Raw genomic sequence first — 13,913 nt, 5'->3', positions numbered from 1 at the left:
CAGGTTGCCTGCCCGTTGCGCGGGGGTCACGACTGTTTGCCGCGACCTCACGGGGGCGGCCCGGCCGGTGTCAGGCGCCCAGCCAGACCCGCAGCGGGCCGATCTCCTCGAAGCCGGCCGCGAGGGCGGGGGGCAGGTCGTCGCCGGACTCGTAGCCGACGACGGGGCGGTCGTCCGGGGCGGAGGCGAGGGCGCCCGCCCAGGTGTGGGACGGGTCGGTGTCCCCCGTGGCGAAGAGGTTGGAGACGCCGGTGACGCCGGGGCTCGCGCTGAGGACCGCGCCGCCGAGGATCCGGCCGTCGGCGGCGTATCCCGCGACGATCGTCGTCGCCGGGTCGGCGAGGAGTTCGGGGCGGAAGAGCGCCGCGTCGTCGGCGTCGTCGCCGCTCCAGGCGAGGGCCCAGGCGGCGAGCTCCTCCGGGGTGCGGACCGGGCGCCAGTCCCCGGTGACGGGCTGCACGGGAAGGCCTGCCGGACGGTGGATCCAGCCGGCCTCGAAGAGGAGCCGGAAGCCCTCGGCGGCCAGGTCGAGCCGGGCGAAGCTGTCCTTGACGGAGGCGCCGGGGGTGGTCCGGTCGATGCCGGCCAGGACGTCCTCGGCGGTCGCGTCCTCGGACAGGGTGACCGCGTCCGGGTAGTAGAGCGGGGTGCGGCGGTCGTTCGTCCAGGCGCGGGTCCCGAAGGTGCCGGGGTGTCCGTGGGCGCGGCACATGGCCTGGCACCACTCGGCGTTGTTGCGGACGGCGTCCCCGAGGACGGCATCGATGATCACGGGCGGACCGCGGGGTCCGGGCTCCACACGTACCGGACGTCCGGCTCGCGCTCTTCGTTGCGGGCGCCGTCGGTGCGCTCGGCCTCGACGAAGCCGTGCCGCTCGTAGAAGCGGCCCGCCGGGGCGTTGACCTGGAACGTCCACAGCGCCAGCCCGGTCGGGCGGCTCCGCTTGGCCACCTCCACGAGTCGGTCGCCGATGCCCTGGCCGCGCCACGGCGTATCGATGTACAGCTGATCCAGCTCCTCGTCGTCCAGCACCATCATGGCGACGACCGAGCCGTCGACCGTCGCCACCCAGGTCTCCTGGTTCGGTACGACGATCTCCCGGAGCCAGTACCGGACCTCGTCGTCGGTGTGCGCGCGGCGCACGCTCGGGAGCGCCGCCGTGTAGGAGCGGAGCCACACATCGGCCACCGCGGCGGCATCGGAATCGGCCGCACGGCGAATGTCAACGTTTTCGATCTTCACGGCCCGGATGGTACGGGCCCGACCATCTACCCCGCCCCTCTATTTTGATTCCGAATCACGGAATATCTTTTCCGCCATGAGAATGTCCCCGCCCTCTCTCCGCCGCCGCACCGCCGCCGAGTTCATCGGCACCGCCGCCCTCGTCGCCGTCATCGTCGGCTCCGGCATCCGCGCCGACTCCCTCAGTCAGGACATCGGCGTCCGGCTGCTCGCCAACGCCGCCGCCTCCGCCGTCGGACTCGGCCTGCTCATCGCGCTCATCGGTCCGCTCTCCGGCGCCCACTTCAACCCCGTCGTGACCCTGTCGGAGTGGTGGTCCCGGCGCCCCGAGCACGGCGGACGGGAGGTCCTCGCCTACATCGCCGCCCAGATCGCGGGCGCGGTCACCGGCGCCCTGCTCGCCGAGGCCATGTTCGGGCGGGCGCCCGGCAGCTGGGCCACCGAGCCCCGCTCCGCGCTCCATCTCCTCCTCGGCGAGGCCGTCGCCACCGCCGGGCTCGTCCTCGTCGTGCAGGGGCTCCGCCGCATCGGCCGCCCCGGCCTCGCCCCGGTCGCGGTCGCCGGGTACATCGGCGCGGCGATCTGGTTCACCTCCTCCGGCTCCTTCGCCAATCCGGCGGCCACCCTCGGCCGCGCCTTCTCCGACTCCTTCACCGGGATCGCCCCCGGCTCCGTGCCGTCCTACGCCGCCGCCCAGATCCTCGGCATGGTCATCGGTCTCGGGCTCGCGGGTGTGCTGTACGGAACAGTTCGAGGGGCGGGCGAACCGAAGGCGCCCGATGCGCGTCGGACGGGGTGACAGAGCGATCACCACGACCCCGATCCACGGAGGTACCCGCATGCCGGCACGGCCGATCCGGTGGCCCCGCACCCCGCGGGCCCGCCGCCGCACCGTCCAGGCCGTCATGCTCGGCGCGGTCCTCGCGCTCGCCCCGGCGACCTGGATGCACACGGTCGCCGAACCCCGGCTCCGTACCACCGCCGACGTGCCCGCCCGGGACGTCGCCGTCGTCTTCGGCGCCGGGCTGTGGAACGGGCGCCCCACCCCGTACCTCGCGCACCGGCTCGACACGGCCGCCGAGCTGTACCGCGCGGGCAAGGTCCGGGTCCTGCTCGTCACCGGCGACAACAGCAGGACCGCGTACGACGAGCCCAGCGCCATGCGCGCCTACCTCACCGAGCGCGGGGTCCCCGAGGGCCGGATCGTCAGCGACTACGCGGGCTTCGACACCTGGGACTCCTGCGTCCGGGCCAAGAAGGTCTTCGGCGTCGACCGGGCCGTCCTCGTCACCCAGGACTTCCACATCAAGCGGGCCGTCGCGCTGTGCGGGGCGGCGGGCGTCGACGCGTACGGGGTCGGGGTCGCCGAACCCCGCGACCGCACCTGGTACTACGGCACCACCCGCGAGCTGTTCGCGGCCGCCAAGGCCGCCCTGGACGCGGGCCTGCGCCCCGATCCGCACTTCCTCGGGCCGAAGGAGCCGGGTGTCGCGGAGGCCCTCGCCTCCCCCGCGGAGGCCCTCGCCCCGGAGAAGGCACCCGCCCCGGAGAAGGCACCCGCCCCCACGAAGGCGCCCGCCTCACCTTCCGCAGGGCACGGCACTGAGGCCATGGCACCCCGCCCGTAATACGCGGCGCCGCCCCGCGTAACACGCCTGACCCACGCTGGCGGCATGTCCGACGCCACCGCCGTGCCGACCCACTGCCCCTACTGCGCCCTGCAGTGCGGCATGTCGCTCCGCCCCACCGGCACCCCCGAGCTGCCCGCCGAGGTGGTCGACCGGACCGATTTCCCCGTCAACCGGGGCGCCCTGTGCGGCAAGGGCCGCACCGCCCCCTCCGTGCTCTCCTCCCGGGTCCGGCTCACCGAGCCCCTGGTCCGATGCCCTGACACGGGGGATCTGACGCCCGCGACCTGGGAGGAGGCGCTCGCCGCCGTCGCCGACGGACTGCGCCGGACCCGCGTCGACCACGGTGCCGATGCCGTGGGGGTCTTCGGCGGCGGCGGGCTCACCAACGAGAAGGCGTACACGCTGGGGAAGTTCGCCCGGCTCGTGCTCGGCACCTCGCAGATCGACTACAACGGACGCTTCTGCATGTCGTCCGCCGCCGCCGCGCACGGCAGGGCCTTCGGCCTCGACCGGGGACTCCCCTTCCCCCTGGAGGACATCCCGAAGACGGGCTGCGTGATCCTCGTCGGCTCCAACCTCGCCGAGACCATGCCGCCCGCCCTGCGCTACCTCACCGAGCTGAAGGAGAACGGCGGCAAGCTGATCGTCGTCGATCCCCGCCGCACCCGCACCGCCGAGCAGGCCGACCTCCATCTCGCACCGCGCCCCGGCACCGATCTCGCGCTCGCCCTCGGCATGCTCCATCTCGTGGTGGCCGAGGGCCGGGTGGACGAGGAGTTCGTCGCCGCGCGCACCGACGGCTGGGCGGCGGCCCGCGCCGGGGCCATGTCCCACTGGCCCGAGCAGGTCGAGCGGATCACCGGGGTCTCCGTGCCGGAGCTCCGCGAGGCGGTCGCGCTGTTCTGCGACGCCGGCAGCGGCATGGTGCTGACCGCGCGCGGCCCCGAGCAGCAGTCCAAGGGGACCGACACAGTCGGCGCCTGGATCAACCTCTGCCTCGCCACCGGAAAGGCGGGGCGCCCGCTGAGCGGCTACGGCTGCCTCACCGGCCAGGGCAACGGCCAGGGCGGCCGCGAGCACGGCCAGAAGGCCGACCAGCTGCCCGGCTACCGCAAGCTCGACGACCCGGCGGCCCGCGCGCACGTCGCCGGGGTGTGGGGCGTGGACCCGGACGCGCTGCCGGGGCCCGGGCGGAGCGCGTACGAGCTCCTCGACGCGCTCGGCGGCGACGTGAAGGCCCTGCTCCTCATGGGCTCCAACCCGGTGGTGTCCGCGCCGCGCGCCGCGCACGTCGAGGGGCGGCTGCGCTCGCTCGACTTCCTCGCCGTCGCCGATGTCGTGCTCTCCGAGACCGCCGCGCTCGCCGATGTCGTCCTGCCCGTGACGCAGTGGGCCGAGGAGACCGGGACGATGACGAACCTGGAGGGGCGGGTGCTGCTGCGGCGGCGCGCCCTCACCCCGCCCGCCGGGGTCCGCAGCGACCTGGAGGTGCTGCACGGGCTCGCCGGGCTGCTCGGCTGGGAGAAGGGTTTCTCCGCCGACCCCGAGGAGGTCTTCGACGAGCTGCGGCGCGCCTCCGCGGGCGGCCCCGCCGACTACGCGGGCATCAGCTACCGCCGCATCGAGGACGAGCAGGGCGTCTTCTGGCCCTGCCCCGACGACGGGCACGCGGGGACGCCCCGGCTCTTCCTTGACCGGTTCGCGACGCCCGACGGGCGGGCCCGGTTCGTGCCGGTGGTGCACCGGCCGGCGGCGGAGGAGACGGACGCCGAGTACCCGGTCGTCCTCACCACGGGCCGGGTCGTGTCCCAGTACCAGTCGGGGGCGCAGACCCGGCGGGTGGCGGAGCTGAACGCGGCGGCGCCCGGGCCGTTCGTGGAGCTCCACCCGCGGCTCGCCGAGCGGCTCGGGGTGGCCGAGGGCGAGCGGCTCGCGGTGGTCTCGCGGCGCGGCCGGGCCGTCGCGCCGGCGCGGATCACGACGGCGATCCGGCCGGACACCGTCTTCATGCCGTTCCACTGGGCGGGCGAGGGCCGGGCGAACACGCTGGTGAACCCGGCGCTCGACCCGGTCTCCCGGATGCCCGAGTTCAAGGTGTGCGCGGTCCGTCTGGAACGGGACGCCTGAACCAGTCGCCGGTGGGGATGAGCGGGCCGAGCTCCGTGGCCGGGGCCGCGACGTACGTCCAGGCCCGGAGCGTTTCCCCGTCGCGGAGCCTGACCGTCTCGACGGCGGTCCGCTCGTACCCGGCGTCGCGCTCCATCCGGTCGAGCGCGCCGAGCAGTTCGCCGTACGCGTCGGGCGCCGCCGTCACGAGCGTGCCGGTGACGGTGCCGTCGCCCGGCACCGCGTACGGGTAGCCGGGGCCGTCGTGGAGGAGGGCGCCCGGGAGCCGGGCCTCGTCCTCCGCGGTCGTCCGGCCGAGGAGGAGCCGGTCGTGGTTGTACGCGCCGGGGCGCAGCGTCCCGTAGACGAAGAAGGGGAGGACCGACGGCCCGGTCACGGGTGCGCCACCTCCCTGCCGATCCAGGCCAGGTAGGCGGAGGAGGCCCGGACGATGGGGGTGGCGACGATCTCCGGGGTCTCGTAGTCGTGGGCGGCGAGGAGGTGGGCCTCCAGGGCCTCGTAGCGGGCCTCGGTGGTCTTGAAGGCGACCTGCCACTCCTCGGCGGTCTCGATCGCCCGCTGCCAGTGGTAGACGGAGGTGACGGGCCCGGAGACCTGGGCGCAGGCGGCGAGCCGGGCCTCGACGGCGCCGCGCGCGAGCGTCTCGGCCTTGTCGTGGCTGTCGGTGGTCGTGAGGACGGTGAGGGCGAGAGTGGTCACGCCCTCACCGTACTGACGCTTCACGCCGCAGCGAACTGGGCTTCGTACAGGCGGGCGTACGCGCCGCCCGCCGCGAGGAGCTCCTCGTGGGTGCCCTGCTCGGCGATCGAGCCGCTCTCCATCACCAGGATCGTGTCGGCGTCCCGGATCGTGGAGAGCCGGTGGGCGACGACGAAGCTGGTGCGGCCCGCGCGGAGGGACGACATGGCCTGCTGGACGAGGAGTTCGGTGCGGGTGTCCACGGAGCTGGTGGCCTCGTCGAGGACGAGGATCACCGGGTCGGACAGGAACGCCCTCGCGAGGGTGACGAGCTGCTTCTCGCCGGCGCTGAGGCCTCCCCCGTCCTCGTCGAGGACGGTGTCGTACCCGTCGGGGAGGGTCCGGATGAAGCGGTCGGCGTGCGCGGCCCGCGCGGCCTCGACGATCCGCTCGCGGGAGACCTCGCCGGGCAGCCCGTAGGCGATGTTGTCGGCGATGGTGCCGCCGAAGAGCCAGGTGTCCTGGAGGACCATGCCGATGTCCTTGCGCAGGTCCTCGCGGGACATCGTCGCGATGTCCGTCCCGTCCAGCGTGATCCGGCCGTCCGTCACCTCGTAGAACCGCATGAGCAGGTTCACGAGGGTCGTCTTGCCGGCGCCCGTCGGACCGACGATCGCGACCGTCCGGCCGGGCTCCACGGTGAGCGACAGGTCTTCGACGAGCGGCTTGTCGGGCTCGTAGCGGAAGGCGACCTTCTCGAAGGAGACCCGGCCCCTGACCTGCGCGGGACGCTGCGGCTCCGCCGGGTCCCCGGCCTCCTCCTCGGCGTCGAGGAGGTCGAAGACCCGCTCGGCGGAGGCCACTCCGGACTGGAGGAGGTTGGCCATGGCGGCGACCTGGTTGATCGGGCCGTTGAAGTCGTACGAGTACTGGATGAAGGCCTGGACGTCGCCGACGGTCAGGGTGCCGCTCGCCACCCGCAGGCCGCCGACGACGGCGAGGACGACGTAGTTGAGGTTGCCGACGAAGGTCAGCGCGGGCTGGATGAAGCCGGACACGAACTGGGCGCGGAAGCTCGCCCGGTACAGCTCCTCGCCGAGCTCGTCGAAGCGGTGCACGGCCTCGGCGCGGCGGCCGAAGGCGACGACCTCGGTGTGGCCGGTGATCATCTCCTCGACGTGGCTGCCGAGGCGGCCGGTGACCGCCCACTGCTTGACGAACTGCGGCTGGGCGCGCCGTCCGACGAACGCGGCGACGACGACCGAGACGGGCACGGTGGCGAGGGCGACGAGGGCGAGGACCGGGGAGATCCAGAACATCATCGCGAGGACGCCGACGAGGCTGAGCAGGGCGCGGACCATCTGGCTGAAGGCCTGCTGGAGGGTCTGGGTGATGTTGTCGATGTCGTTCGTGGTGCGGGAGAGGACCTCGCCGCGCTGCTGCCGGTCGAAGGACGTGAGGGGCAGCCGCGCCAGCTTGTGCTGGGCCTGCTCGCGGAGCCGCCGGCCGGCCCGCTGGACGACGGTGGTGGCGATCCGCAGCTGGAACCAGGTGAAGAGGGACGAGCCGGCGACGACCGCGACGGAGACGGCGAGGATCCGGCCGACGGCGGCGAAGTCGACCCCGGCCGGGCCGGTGGCGCCGGTGACGACGAGGTCGGTGGCGCGGCCGAGGAGGAGGGGGCTGAGGACGCCGAGGGCGACGGCCGTGGCGCCGACGGCGAGGACGGCGAGGAGTAAGGCCCGGTCGGGGGCGAGGGTGCGCAGGAGGCGGAGGCCGGAGGCGCGGAAGGCCAGGGAGCGTTCGAGGGCGGGGGTGGGGAGGCCGGGGCCGGGGGTGCGCTGTTGGGGCGGGGGGCCGCTGCGGGCGGGGGCGGTACGGGCGTCGGTCGCGGTGCGGGTCGCCGTGGTCGTACTCATGCGGCTTCCTCCTCGGTGAGCTGGGAGAGGACGATCTCCCGGTAGGTGGCGCTGTCCCGCATGAGGGACTCGTGGGTGCCGGTGCCGACGGTCCGGCCCCGGTCGAGGACGACGATCCGGTCGGCGTGCCGGATGGTGGAGACCCGCTGGGCGACGATCACCACGGTGGCGTCGGCCGTCTCCCGCCGGAGCGCTTCGCGCAGCCGGGCGTCGGTGCGGGCGTCGAGGGCGGAGAAGGAGTCGTCGAAGAGGTAGAGGCGGGGGCGGGCGACGAGGACCCGGGCGATGGCGAGCCGCTGCCGCTGGCCGCCGGAGAGGTTGCCGCCGCCCTGGGCGACCGGGGCGTCGAGGCCGTCGTCGAGGGCCCGGACGAAGTCGGCGGCCTGGGCGGTCTCCAGGGCGTGCCAGAGCTCCTCGTCGGTCGCGTCGGGCTTCCCGTACCGCAGGTTCGTCGCCACCGTCCCGGAGAAGAGGTAGGGCTTCTGGGAGACCAGGCCCACCGTCCGCGCCATCAGGGCGGGGTCGAGCTCGCGGACGTCGACGCCGTCGACGAGGACCTCGCCGCCGGTGGCGTCGAAGAGCCGGGGCACGAGCCCGAGGAGCGTCGACTTGCCGCTGCCGGTGGCGCCGATGATCGCGGTGGTCCGGCCGGGGCGGGCGACGAGGTCGACGTCCTTGAGGACGGACTCCTCGGCGCCGGGGTAGCGGAATCCGACGCCCGTGAGGTCGAGGTGCCCGGGGCCCTTGAGGGCCCGGACGGGGTGGGCGGGCGGGGTGACGGAGAGCGGGGTGTCGAGGACCTCGCGGATGCGCTCGGCGCCGACCTCGGCGCGCGGCATGTGCATCAGGAGGAAGAGGACCATCATCACGGACATGGAGGTCTGGAGCAGGTAGCCGAGGAAGGCGACGAGCCCGCCGGGCTGGAGGGCGCCGCTGTCGATGCGGTGGGCGCCGACGTACACGAGGGCGACGGTCGTCAGCTGCCAGACGATGAGCACGGTCGGGAACATGAGGGCCTGGAGCCGGCCGGCCCGGAGGCCGACGGTGAGGAGTTCGTCGTTGGCGGCGCCGAACCGTTCCCGCTCGTGGGTGTCCCGGACGAAGGCCCGGACCACGCGGACGCCGGTGATCTGCTCGCGCAGCACGCGGTTGACCCGGTCGACGCGTTCCTGCATGCCGCGGAAGAGGGGCCGCATCCGCAGGACGACGGTGCCGACGGCCCCGGTCATGACGGGCACGAAGAGGAGCAGGACGAGGGCGAGCGGCACGTCCTGGCGCAGGGCCATGGCGAGTCCGCCGACGCAGAGCAGGGGCGCGGCGACCAGCATCGTGAGGACGAGGACGGTGAACGTCTGGACCTGCTGGACGTCGTTGGTGGTACGGGTGATGAGGGAGGCGGTGCCGAAGCGGCCCCGCTCCCGGGCGGAGAAGTCCTGGACGCGGCGGAAGACCTCGGAGCGCAGGTCGCGGGCGACGCCCATGGCGATCCTGGCGCCGGTGTAGGTGGCGGCGGCGGCCGCCGCGGCCTGGAGGAGGGTGACGCCGAGCATCGCGGCACCCCCGCCGAGGACACGGTCGGTGTCCCCGCGGAGGACGCCCTCGTCGATGACTCCGGCGTTGAGGGTGGGCAGGGCGAGCGAGGCGAGGGACTGGACGAGCTGGAGGAGGACGAGGAGGGCGAGGAGGGCCCGGTAGGGCCTGAGGCGGGGAGCCAGGAGTCGCAGCAGCATGGTGACGGGTCCTCACGCGGCGTACGGGCGGAGGTACTTGGCTTCCTTGAGGGCGAGGGCCCACCAGGCGAGCTGGTCGAGGAGCACCTTCGCCGCGCCCTCGGCGCCGGCCGGGTCCTTGTGCCGCCCCTCCTCGTCGAAGTGGCCCCAGGCGGAGTGGAAGGAGACGGTGTCGCGGACGGTGACGGCGTGCATCTCGGCGAAGACCTGGCGGAGTTGCTCGACGGCCCGCAGGCCGCCGGAGATGCCGCCGTAGGAGACGAAGCCGACGGGCTTGGCCTGCCACTCGGTGTAGTGCCGGTCGATGAGGTTCTTGAGGGACGCGGGGAAGGAGTGGTTGTACTCGGGGGTGAGGACGACGAAGGCGTCGGCGGCGGCCAGCGCCGGGGAGACCTTGGCGAGTTCGGCGCGGACGGCCGGGGACGGGTCGTGGGAGAGGGCGGTGGGGAGGTCGACCTCGGCGAGGTCGACGACCGTCACGGCGAAGTCCTCGCGCTCGGCGAGCCGGGAGCGGAACCAGTCGGCGACGACGGGGGCGAAGCGGCCTTCGCGGTCACTGGCAACGATCAGGGCGAGGGCCAGCGGGGCGGCGGCGGAACCCTCCGGCGAGGCGGAAGAGTTGGGCGCGGTGACGGGCGAGGTGGAGTTCGTGATGTCCATGTCGATGATCGTGGTACCTCAAGTTTGGTTGAGGTCAAGCGCCGATCCCGGGGACTTTTCCCAGGACCATTTCCGGGCCGTACGGTGAAGGCATGACGACTCCGCCCGTACCCCCCACCGCTCCCCCGCACGTCGAGATCGACGGCGCCCCGGCGACCGACCCCGGGCTCCTCACGACCCTCATGAGCGGCTTCGGCCACTTCACGGCGATGCAGGTGCGGGACGGGCGCGTGAAGGGACTCGGCCTCCACCTCGAACGGCTCGACCGCTCCACCCGCGAGCTCTTCGGGCAGGAGCTGCCCGGCGACCGGGTCCGCGCCCTGCTCACCGGGGCCGTGGAGGCCTCCGGACTGCGGGACTGCTCTGCCAGGGTGTACGTGTACGACGGCGTCCGCCTCGTGGTCGTCGTCCGCGAGCCCGCCCCGGACGGGCCGGGGGCGCCGCAGCGCCTGCGGAGCGTCGACTACCTGCGCCCCGCCGCGCACATCAAGCACCTGGGCGGCTTCGGCCAGAGCTACCACGGCGAGGCGGCCCGGCGCGACGGCTACGACGAGGCCCTGCTGACCTCCCCGTCCGGCGACATCGCCGAGGGAGCGGTCACCAACATCGCCTTCTGGGACGGCACTTCGGTGGTCTGGCCGTCGGCACCCTGCCTGACGGGGATCACGATGGCCCTCCTCGAACCGCTGCTCGGCTCGGTGCGGCGGCCGGTGTCGCTCGCCGACCTGGGCGCGTACCGCGCGGCCTTCGTGACGAACTCCCGTGGCATCGCACCGGTTTCGGGCATCGACGCGGTCGGCTTCGCGGTGGACGAGGACCTGATGAAGAGGGTCTACTCGGCGTACGAGTCGGTGGAGCGGGAAGCGCTGTAGGAGGCGGGAAGAACGATGGTCGCGCGATACCTCGTCTCGCCGCGGGGCGGCCGCCGCGCCCACCGCGACATCACGTCCGCGCTCCGCGCCGCGGAGGCACGGGGCCGGGCGGCGCTGATCGAGATCGCGCCCGGCCACTACGAGGAGGCGCTCACCGTCCGGGGCGAGGTCCGGCTCGCCGCGGCCGAGGGCCCGGGCTCCGTCCTGGTGAGCCGGCCGCGCGGCGCCGTCCTCGACGCCTTCGGCACGGTCTCCGTCCACGGCCTGACCCTGGCCGGCCGCGGAGCCGGCATGGACATCGTCGGCTGCCACGCGGGGACGCTGACGCTCGACCGCACGGAGATCCGGGCGCACGAGGGCGTCGCCGTGCACGCCCGGCCGCACACCTCCGTCACGCTGCGGGACAGCGTCGTCCTGTACGGCCGCACCGTCTTCACCGGCTCGGCCGGACTGATCGAGCGGTGCCGCTTCACCGACGCCGCCGACAACGCGATCGCCGCGATCGAAGGCGCCCGCGTCACGGTCCGGGGCAGCCGGATCGAGGGCAGCCGGATCCACGGACTGCGCGTCTGCGACGCGTACGCCGAGATCGCCGGCTGCGAGCTGACCCGCATCGGGCGGGCCGCCCTCATGGCGGACACCCGGGCGGAGCTCGCGGTGACGGAGTGCGCGATCACCGCCACGCACGCGGAGGGGATCATGTTCATCGAGCAGTCCCGGGGCTCCGTGGACCGCACCCGCGTCACCGACGCGCAGCACGGGATCGGCACGGCGAGCGGCGCCGACCCGGTGGTGCGCGGCTGCGTCCTCACCGGCTGCCGCGACACCGGCGTCAACGTGCAGAGCGCGGGCCTGGGGACGTTCGAGGACTGCCGGGTCGTCGACGCGCGCAACGTCTCGGTGTTCTCGACCACGGGCGGCGCGCCCGAGGTGCGGGACTGCCGCGTCTCGGGAGGGAACGTCGGCATCGCCGTCACGGAGGGCGGCAGGGGCCGCTTCACCCGCGTCGGGATCGAGGACCTGACGAGCGCGGCGCTGCGCGTCCTCGACGAGGGCGAGGCCGTGTTCGCGCACGTCCACGTGGAGCGCTGCGCCGCCGGCCTGGAGGTCCAGGGCAACGGCGGCACGACGGCCCACGTCGGCGACACGGTGTTCCGCGACATCGCCACGGCGGCGGTGGCGAACGGCGGCCGGTCGCGCGTCACGCTCAAGGACGTGACGGCGGAGCGCACCACGGTGGGCTTCGCCGTCGCCGACGAGGCCCACCTCCAGCTCACCGACAGCCATGTCGTGGCGGTGAGCAGCAGCGGGCTCGGCGCCCTCGGCGGCGGGCGGCTCGTCGCGCGGAACGTCACCGTGACCGGCTCGGAGGCCCTGGGCATGTACGGGACGGGCTCCGCCTACGTGGACGTCACGCGCGGCACGTTCACCGACTGCGCGCTGGCGGGCGCGAGCTTCGACGAGAAGGCCGCCGGCCGGCTGGTGGAGTGCGCGGTGAACGGCACCGGCGCGGAGGCCGTCCGGCACAACGGTCTCGTCGACCTGGTCGAACTGCGGACCTCGCTGCCGGTCGTCCGGAGCAAGGAGCCGGCCCCGCCGCCGCAGATCCTCCAGGTCTTCAACGGCCCGGTCTTCAACGGCCCCGTGCACGATGTCCAATTGGCCTGGAACAACGACCACGTCGTCCAGCAGCAGACCGAAGGGGACGGTAAGCCCTCATGAGCGACCCGCAGAACGACAACGACAACGGCAGCGGCAACACCTACGACGGCCCCGTCTTCAACGCGGGCGTCTCCCATGCCCAGTTCGCGTGGAACAACGAGACGGTCACCCAGAACCAGCGGAACGACGGCGGCACGGTCGCCCCCGGCTACGAGGCGCTCGCCGAGCTGGTGACCGGGCTGCTCGGGCAGCTCCCGGAGATGGGCCTCGCCGACCGGGACCGCGAGGACACGGAGGCGGCGGCGCAGGAGGTCCTGGCGGAGATCACCCGTACGGACGCTCCCGAGCAGGGCCGGGTACGTCGCGCCCTCGCCGGCCTGCGGGGAGCGCTGGCGCCGGTGGCGACGGGGATCGCGGCGGGGGCGACGGTCGGGGCGCAGGAGTGGGCCCTGGCGGCGATCACCAGCCTGACCGGCGCCGGGTGACCGAGGGCATGAGCGGTGCCGGGTGACCAAGGGCCCTACCGGTGCCGGGTGACCCCGCAGGGCACGGGGGCGACACGCCGCGTCACCCGTTCGGCACGAGCCGTCAACTGACGCCACGTAACCAGCCCTGACCTGCGTAAACGTCGGAAATCCAGTCGACACACCGCACCGGACGGCGCAATCCTGATGCCCCATCAGCAGGCGGGGGGCGCGGGGCGGCTCTTATCTCGGTCTTAGAAGGTCCGTTCCGGGAAGTCCCTCCCGGGAGGATCCCCGGCATGACCGGTATGACCGCTCGCGCGCCCCGGAGGACCCCATGCGCACCCTTGCCCGCCTGTTCACCGGTACCGCGCTGACGGTCGCCGCGATCGGGGCGTTCGCCGCCCCCGCGGCGTACGCCAACAACGAGAACAACAACGAGAACGAGAACGACCGCGGCTCCCACTCGCTGGAGATCTACCCGTCCTCCGCCACCCCGGGGGAGACCGTCACCGTCAACACCCTGGCCTGCGGCAAGCACGGCCACGGCGTCGGCGACGCGAACTCGCTGGGTGCCGGAGAGTTCCAGCTGGAGCCGAGCACGCACAAGGAAGTCGTGGTCGGCCAGTTCCGGGTACCGGAACACGTCAAGGCCGGTACGTACGGCATCAGTGTCGCCTGCGACAACGGGAAGACGGCCCGGGGAGACCTGACCGTCAAGCACCGGAATCCGAGCGGCCATGTCCAGACCGGCGTCGGGGGCAGTGTCGGCCCCGACGCCGCCCAGGTCACGGCGGGCGCGGCGGTGCTGGCCGCGGCTGCCGTAGGCGGTGTCCTGCTCCTGCGCCGCCGGGCGAGCGGCGCGCAGGGGCACTGAGGACCACCGCCCGTCCTGCCCCCGCCGCGCGCCCGCATACGGCCCGGCGGG

Annotated in this window: 14 protein-coding genes; 7 read left to right on the top strand and 7 right to left on the bottom strand. The window is 73.7% G+C overall.

All coding sequences use genetic code 11. The annotated features are described in order from the left end of the window. Positions 1-70: 70 nt before the first annotated feature. Together ACFC0G_RS23165 and ACFC0G_RS23160 are read right to left on the bottom strand one after the other, a co-directional pair. Positions 71-772 carry a hypothetical protein gene (locus ACFC0G_RS23165; protein ID WP_376406160.1) on the bottom strand — a complete coding sequence of 234 codons (702 nt, stop codon included), beginning with the start codon at positions 770-772 and terminating at the stop codon, positions 71-73. Continuing rightward, entirely contained in the window at positions 769-1,242 is a 474-nt protein-coding gene (locus ACFC0G_RS23160) for a GNAT family N-acetyltransferase (RefSeq protein ID WP_376406158.1), read from the bottom strand. The genes ACFC0G_RS23165 and ACFC0G_RS23160 overlap by 4 nt, the downstream gene beginning before the upstream one ends. A gap of 76 nt (positions 1,243-1,318) precedes the next feature. Here ACFC0G_RS23160 and ACFC0G_RS23155 point away from each other — a divergent pair, with 76 nt between their 5' ends. From ACFC0G_RS23155 to ACFC0G_RS23145, 3 genes are read left to right on the top strand one after another with little or no spacing between them, the layout of a single operon-like run. Further along, positions 1,319-2,041 (top strand): MIP/aquaporin family protein, encoded by a 723-nt coding sequence (locus ACFC0G_RS23155; protein ID WP_376406155.1) that lies wholly within the window; start codon positions 1,319-1,321, stop codon positions 2,039-2,041. A 40-nt stretch (positions 2,042-2,081) separates the two neighbouring features. Then, positions 2,082-2,870, top strand: a complete 789-nt coding sequence (locus ACFC0G_RS23150; RefSeq protein WP_376406153.1) for a vancomycin high temperature exclusion protein — start codon at positions 2,082-2,084, stop codon at positions 2,868-2,870. A 45-nt stretch (positions 2,871-2,915) separates the two neighbouring features. Continuing rightward, on the top strand, positions 2,916-5,000 hold the full coding sequence (locus ACFC0G_RS23145) for a molybdopterin oxidoreductase family protein (protein ID WP_376406151.1): 2,085 nt from the start codon (positions 2,916-2,918) through the stop codon (positions 4,998-5,000). Here ACFC0G_RS23145 and ACFC0G_RS23140 read toward each other — a convergent pair. Genes ACFC0G_RS23140 through ACFC0G_RS23120 form a run of 5 tightly spaced genes read right to left on the bottom strand, consistent with a single transcriptional unit; the run spans position 4,963 to position 9,987 of the window. Next, positions 4,963-5,376: a gamma-glutamylcyclotransferase family protein gene (locus tag ACFC0G_RS23140; protein WP_376406149.1), complete on the bottom strand. Its 414-nt coding sequence runs from the start codon at positions 5,374-5,376 to the stop codon at positions 4,963-4,965. The genes ACFC0G_RS23145 and ACFC0G_RS23140 overlap by 38 nt on opposite strands. Next, a complete protein-coding gene (gene cutA / locus ACFC0G_RS23135) occupies positions 5,373-5,699 on the bottom strand; it encodes a divalent-cation tolerance protein CutA (RefSeq protein ID WP_376406147.1) in 327 nt (108 codons plus the stop codon). Before cutA ends, ACFC0G_RS23140 begins: the two co-directional genes overlap by 4 nt. Positions 5,700-5,719: 20 nt before the next feature. Beyond that, complete coding sequence (locus ACFC0G_RS23130; protein ID WP_376406145.1) at positions 5,720-7,597, bottom strand: ABC transporter ATP-binding protein; 1,878 nt, start codon at positions 7,595-7,597, stop codon at positions 5,720-5,722. Then, on the bottom strand, positions 7,594-9,327 hold the full coding sequence (locus ACFC0G_RS23125) for an ABC transporter ATP-binding protein (protein WP_376406143.1): 1,734 nt from the start codon (positions 9,325-9,327) through the stop codon (positions 7,594-7,596). Before ACFC0G_RS23125 ends, ACFC0G_RS23130 begins: the two co-directional genes overlap by 4 nt. Before the next feature lie 12 nt (positions 9,328-9,339). After that, positions 9,340-9,987, bottom strand: coding sequence for an NADPH-dependent FMN reductase (locus ACFC0G_RS23120; RefSeq protein WP_376406141.1), 648 nt, complete (start codon positions 9,985-9,987; stop codon positions 9,340-9,342). Between the two features lie 92 nt (positions 9,988-10,079). Between ACFC0G_RS23120 and ACFC0G_RS23115 the strand changes: the two genes are divergently transcribed. From ACFC0G_RS23115 to ACFC0G_RS23100, 4 genes are all read left to right on the top strand, one after another. Beyond that, positions 10,080-10,859 (top strand): aminotransferase class IV, encoded by a 780-nt coding sequence (locus ACFC0G_RS23115; protein ID WP_376406139.1) that lies wholly within the window; start codon positions 10,080-10,082, stop codon positions 10,857-10,859. A gap of 15 nt (positions 10,860-10,874) precedes the next feature. Beyond that, positions 10,875-12,581 carry a right-handed parallel beta-helix repeat-containing protein gene (locus ACFC0G_RS23110; protein WP_376406137.1) on the top strand — a complete coding sequence of 569 codons (1,707 nt, stop codon included), beginning with the start codon at positions 10,875-10,877 and terminating at the stop codon, positions 12,579-12,581. Further along, a complete protein-coding gene (locus tag ACFC0G_RS23105) occupies positions 12,578-13,006 on the top strand; it encodes a hypothetical protein (RefSeq protein WP_376406135.1) in 429 nt (142 codons plus the stop codon). The genes ACFC0G_RS23110 and ACFC0G_RS23105 overlap by 4 nt, the downstream gene beginning before the upstream one ends. A gap of 316 nt (positions 13,007-13,322) precedes the next feature. Then, positions 13,323-13,862: a hypothetical protein gene (locus ACFC0G_RS23100; protein WP_376406133.1), complete on the top strand. Its 540-nt coding sequence runs from the start codon at positions 13,323-13,325 to the stop codon at positions 13,860-13,862. Positions 13,863-13,913: the final 51 nt, after the last annotated feature.

Source organism: Streptomyces sp. NPDC056169 (assembly GCF_042268445.1).
Taxonomy (GTDB): domain Bacteria; phylum Actinomycetota; class Actinomycetes; order Streptomycetales; family Streptomycetaceae; genus Streptomyces.
The sequence above is the reverse complement of the archived record's forward strand: the minus strand, read 5'-3'. Positions and strand labels throughout refer to the sequence as shown.

What these genes read in the sequence shown, in the direction of transcription:
- ACFC0G_RS23110 (WP_376406137.1), top strand. Translation starts at nt 10,875, where the DNA reads ATGGTCGCGCGATACCTCGTCTCGCCGCGGGGCGGCCGCCGCGCCCAC.
- ACFC0G_RS23155 (WP_376406155.1), top strand. Translation starts at nt 1,319, where the DNA reads ATGAGAATGTCCCCGCCCTCTCTCCGCCGCCGCACCGCCGCCGAGTTC.
- ACFC0G_RS23150 (WP_376406153.1), top strand. Translation starts at nt 2,082, where the DNA reads ATGCCGGCACGGCCGATCCGGTGGCCCCGCACCCCGCGGGCCCGCCGC.
- ACFC0G_RS23130 (WP_376406145.1), bottom strand. Translation starts at nt 7,597, where the DNA reads ATGAGTACGACCACGGCGACCCGCACCGCGACCGACGCCCGTACCGCC.
- ACFC0G_RS23115 (WP_376406139.1), top strand. Translation starts at nt 10,080, where the DNA reads ATGACGACTCCGCCCGTACCCCCCACCGCTCCCCCGCACGTCGAGATC.
- ACFC0G_RS23120 (WP_376406141.1), bottom strand. Translation starts at nt 9,987, where the DNA reads ATGGACATCACGAACTCCACCTCGCCCGTCACCGCGCCCAACTCTTCC.
- ACFC0G_RS23100 (WP_376406133.1), top strand. Translation starts at nt 13,323, where the DNA reads ATGCGCACCCTTGCCCGCCTGTTCACCGGTACCGCGCTGACGGTCGCC.
- ACFC0G_RS23125 (WP_376406143.1), bottom strand. Translation starts at nt 9,327, where the DNA reads ATGCTGCTGCGACTCCTGGCTCCCCGCCTCAGGCCCTACCGGGCCCTC.
- ACFC0G_RS23145 (WP_376406151.1), top strand. Translation starts at nt 2,916, where the DNA reads ATGTCCGACGCCACCGCCGTGCCGACCCACTGCCCCTACTGCGCCCTG.
- ACFC0G_RS23105 (WP_376406135.1), top strand. Translation starts at nt 12,578, where the DNA reads ATGAGCGACCCGCAGAACGACAACGACAACGGCAGCGGCAACACCTAC.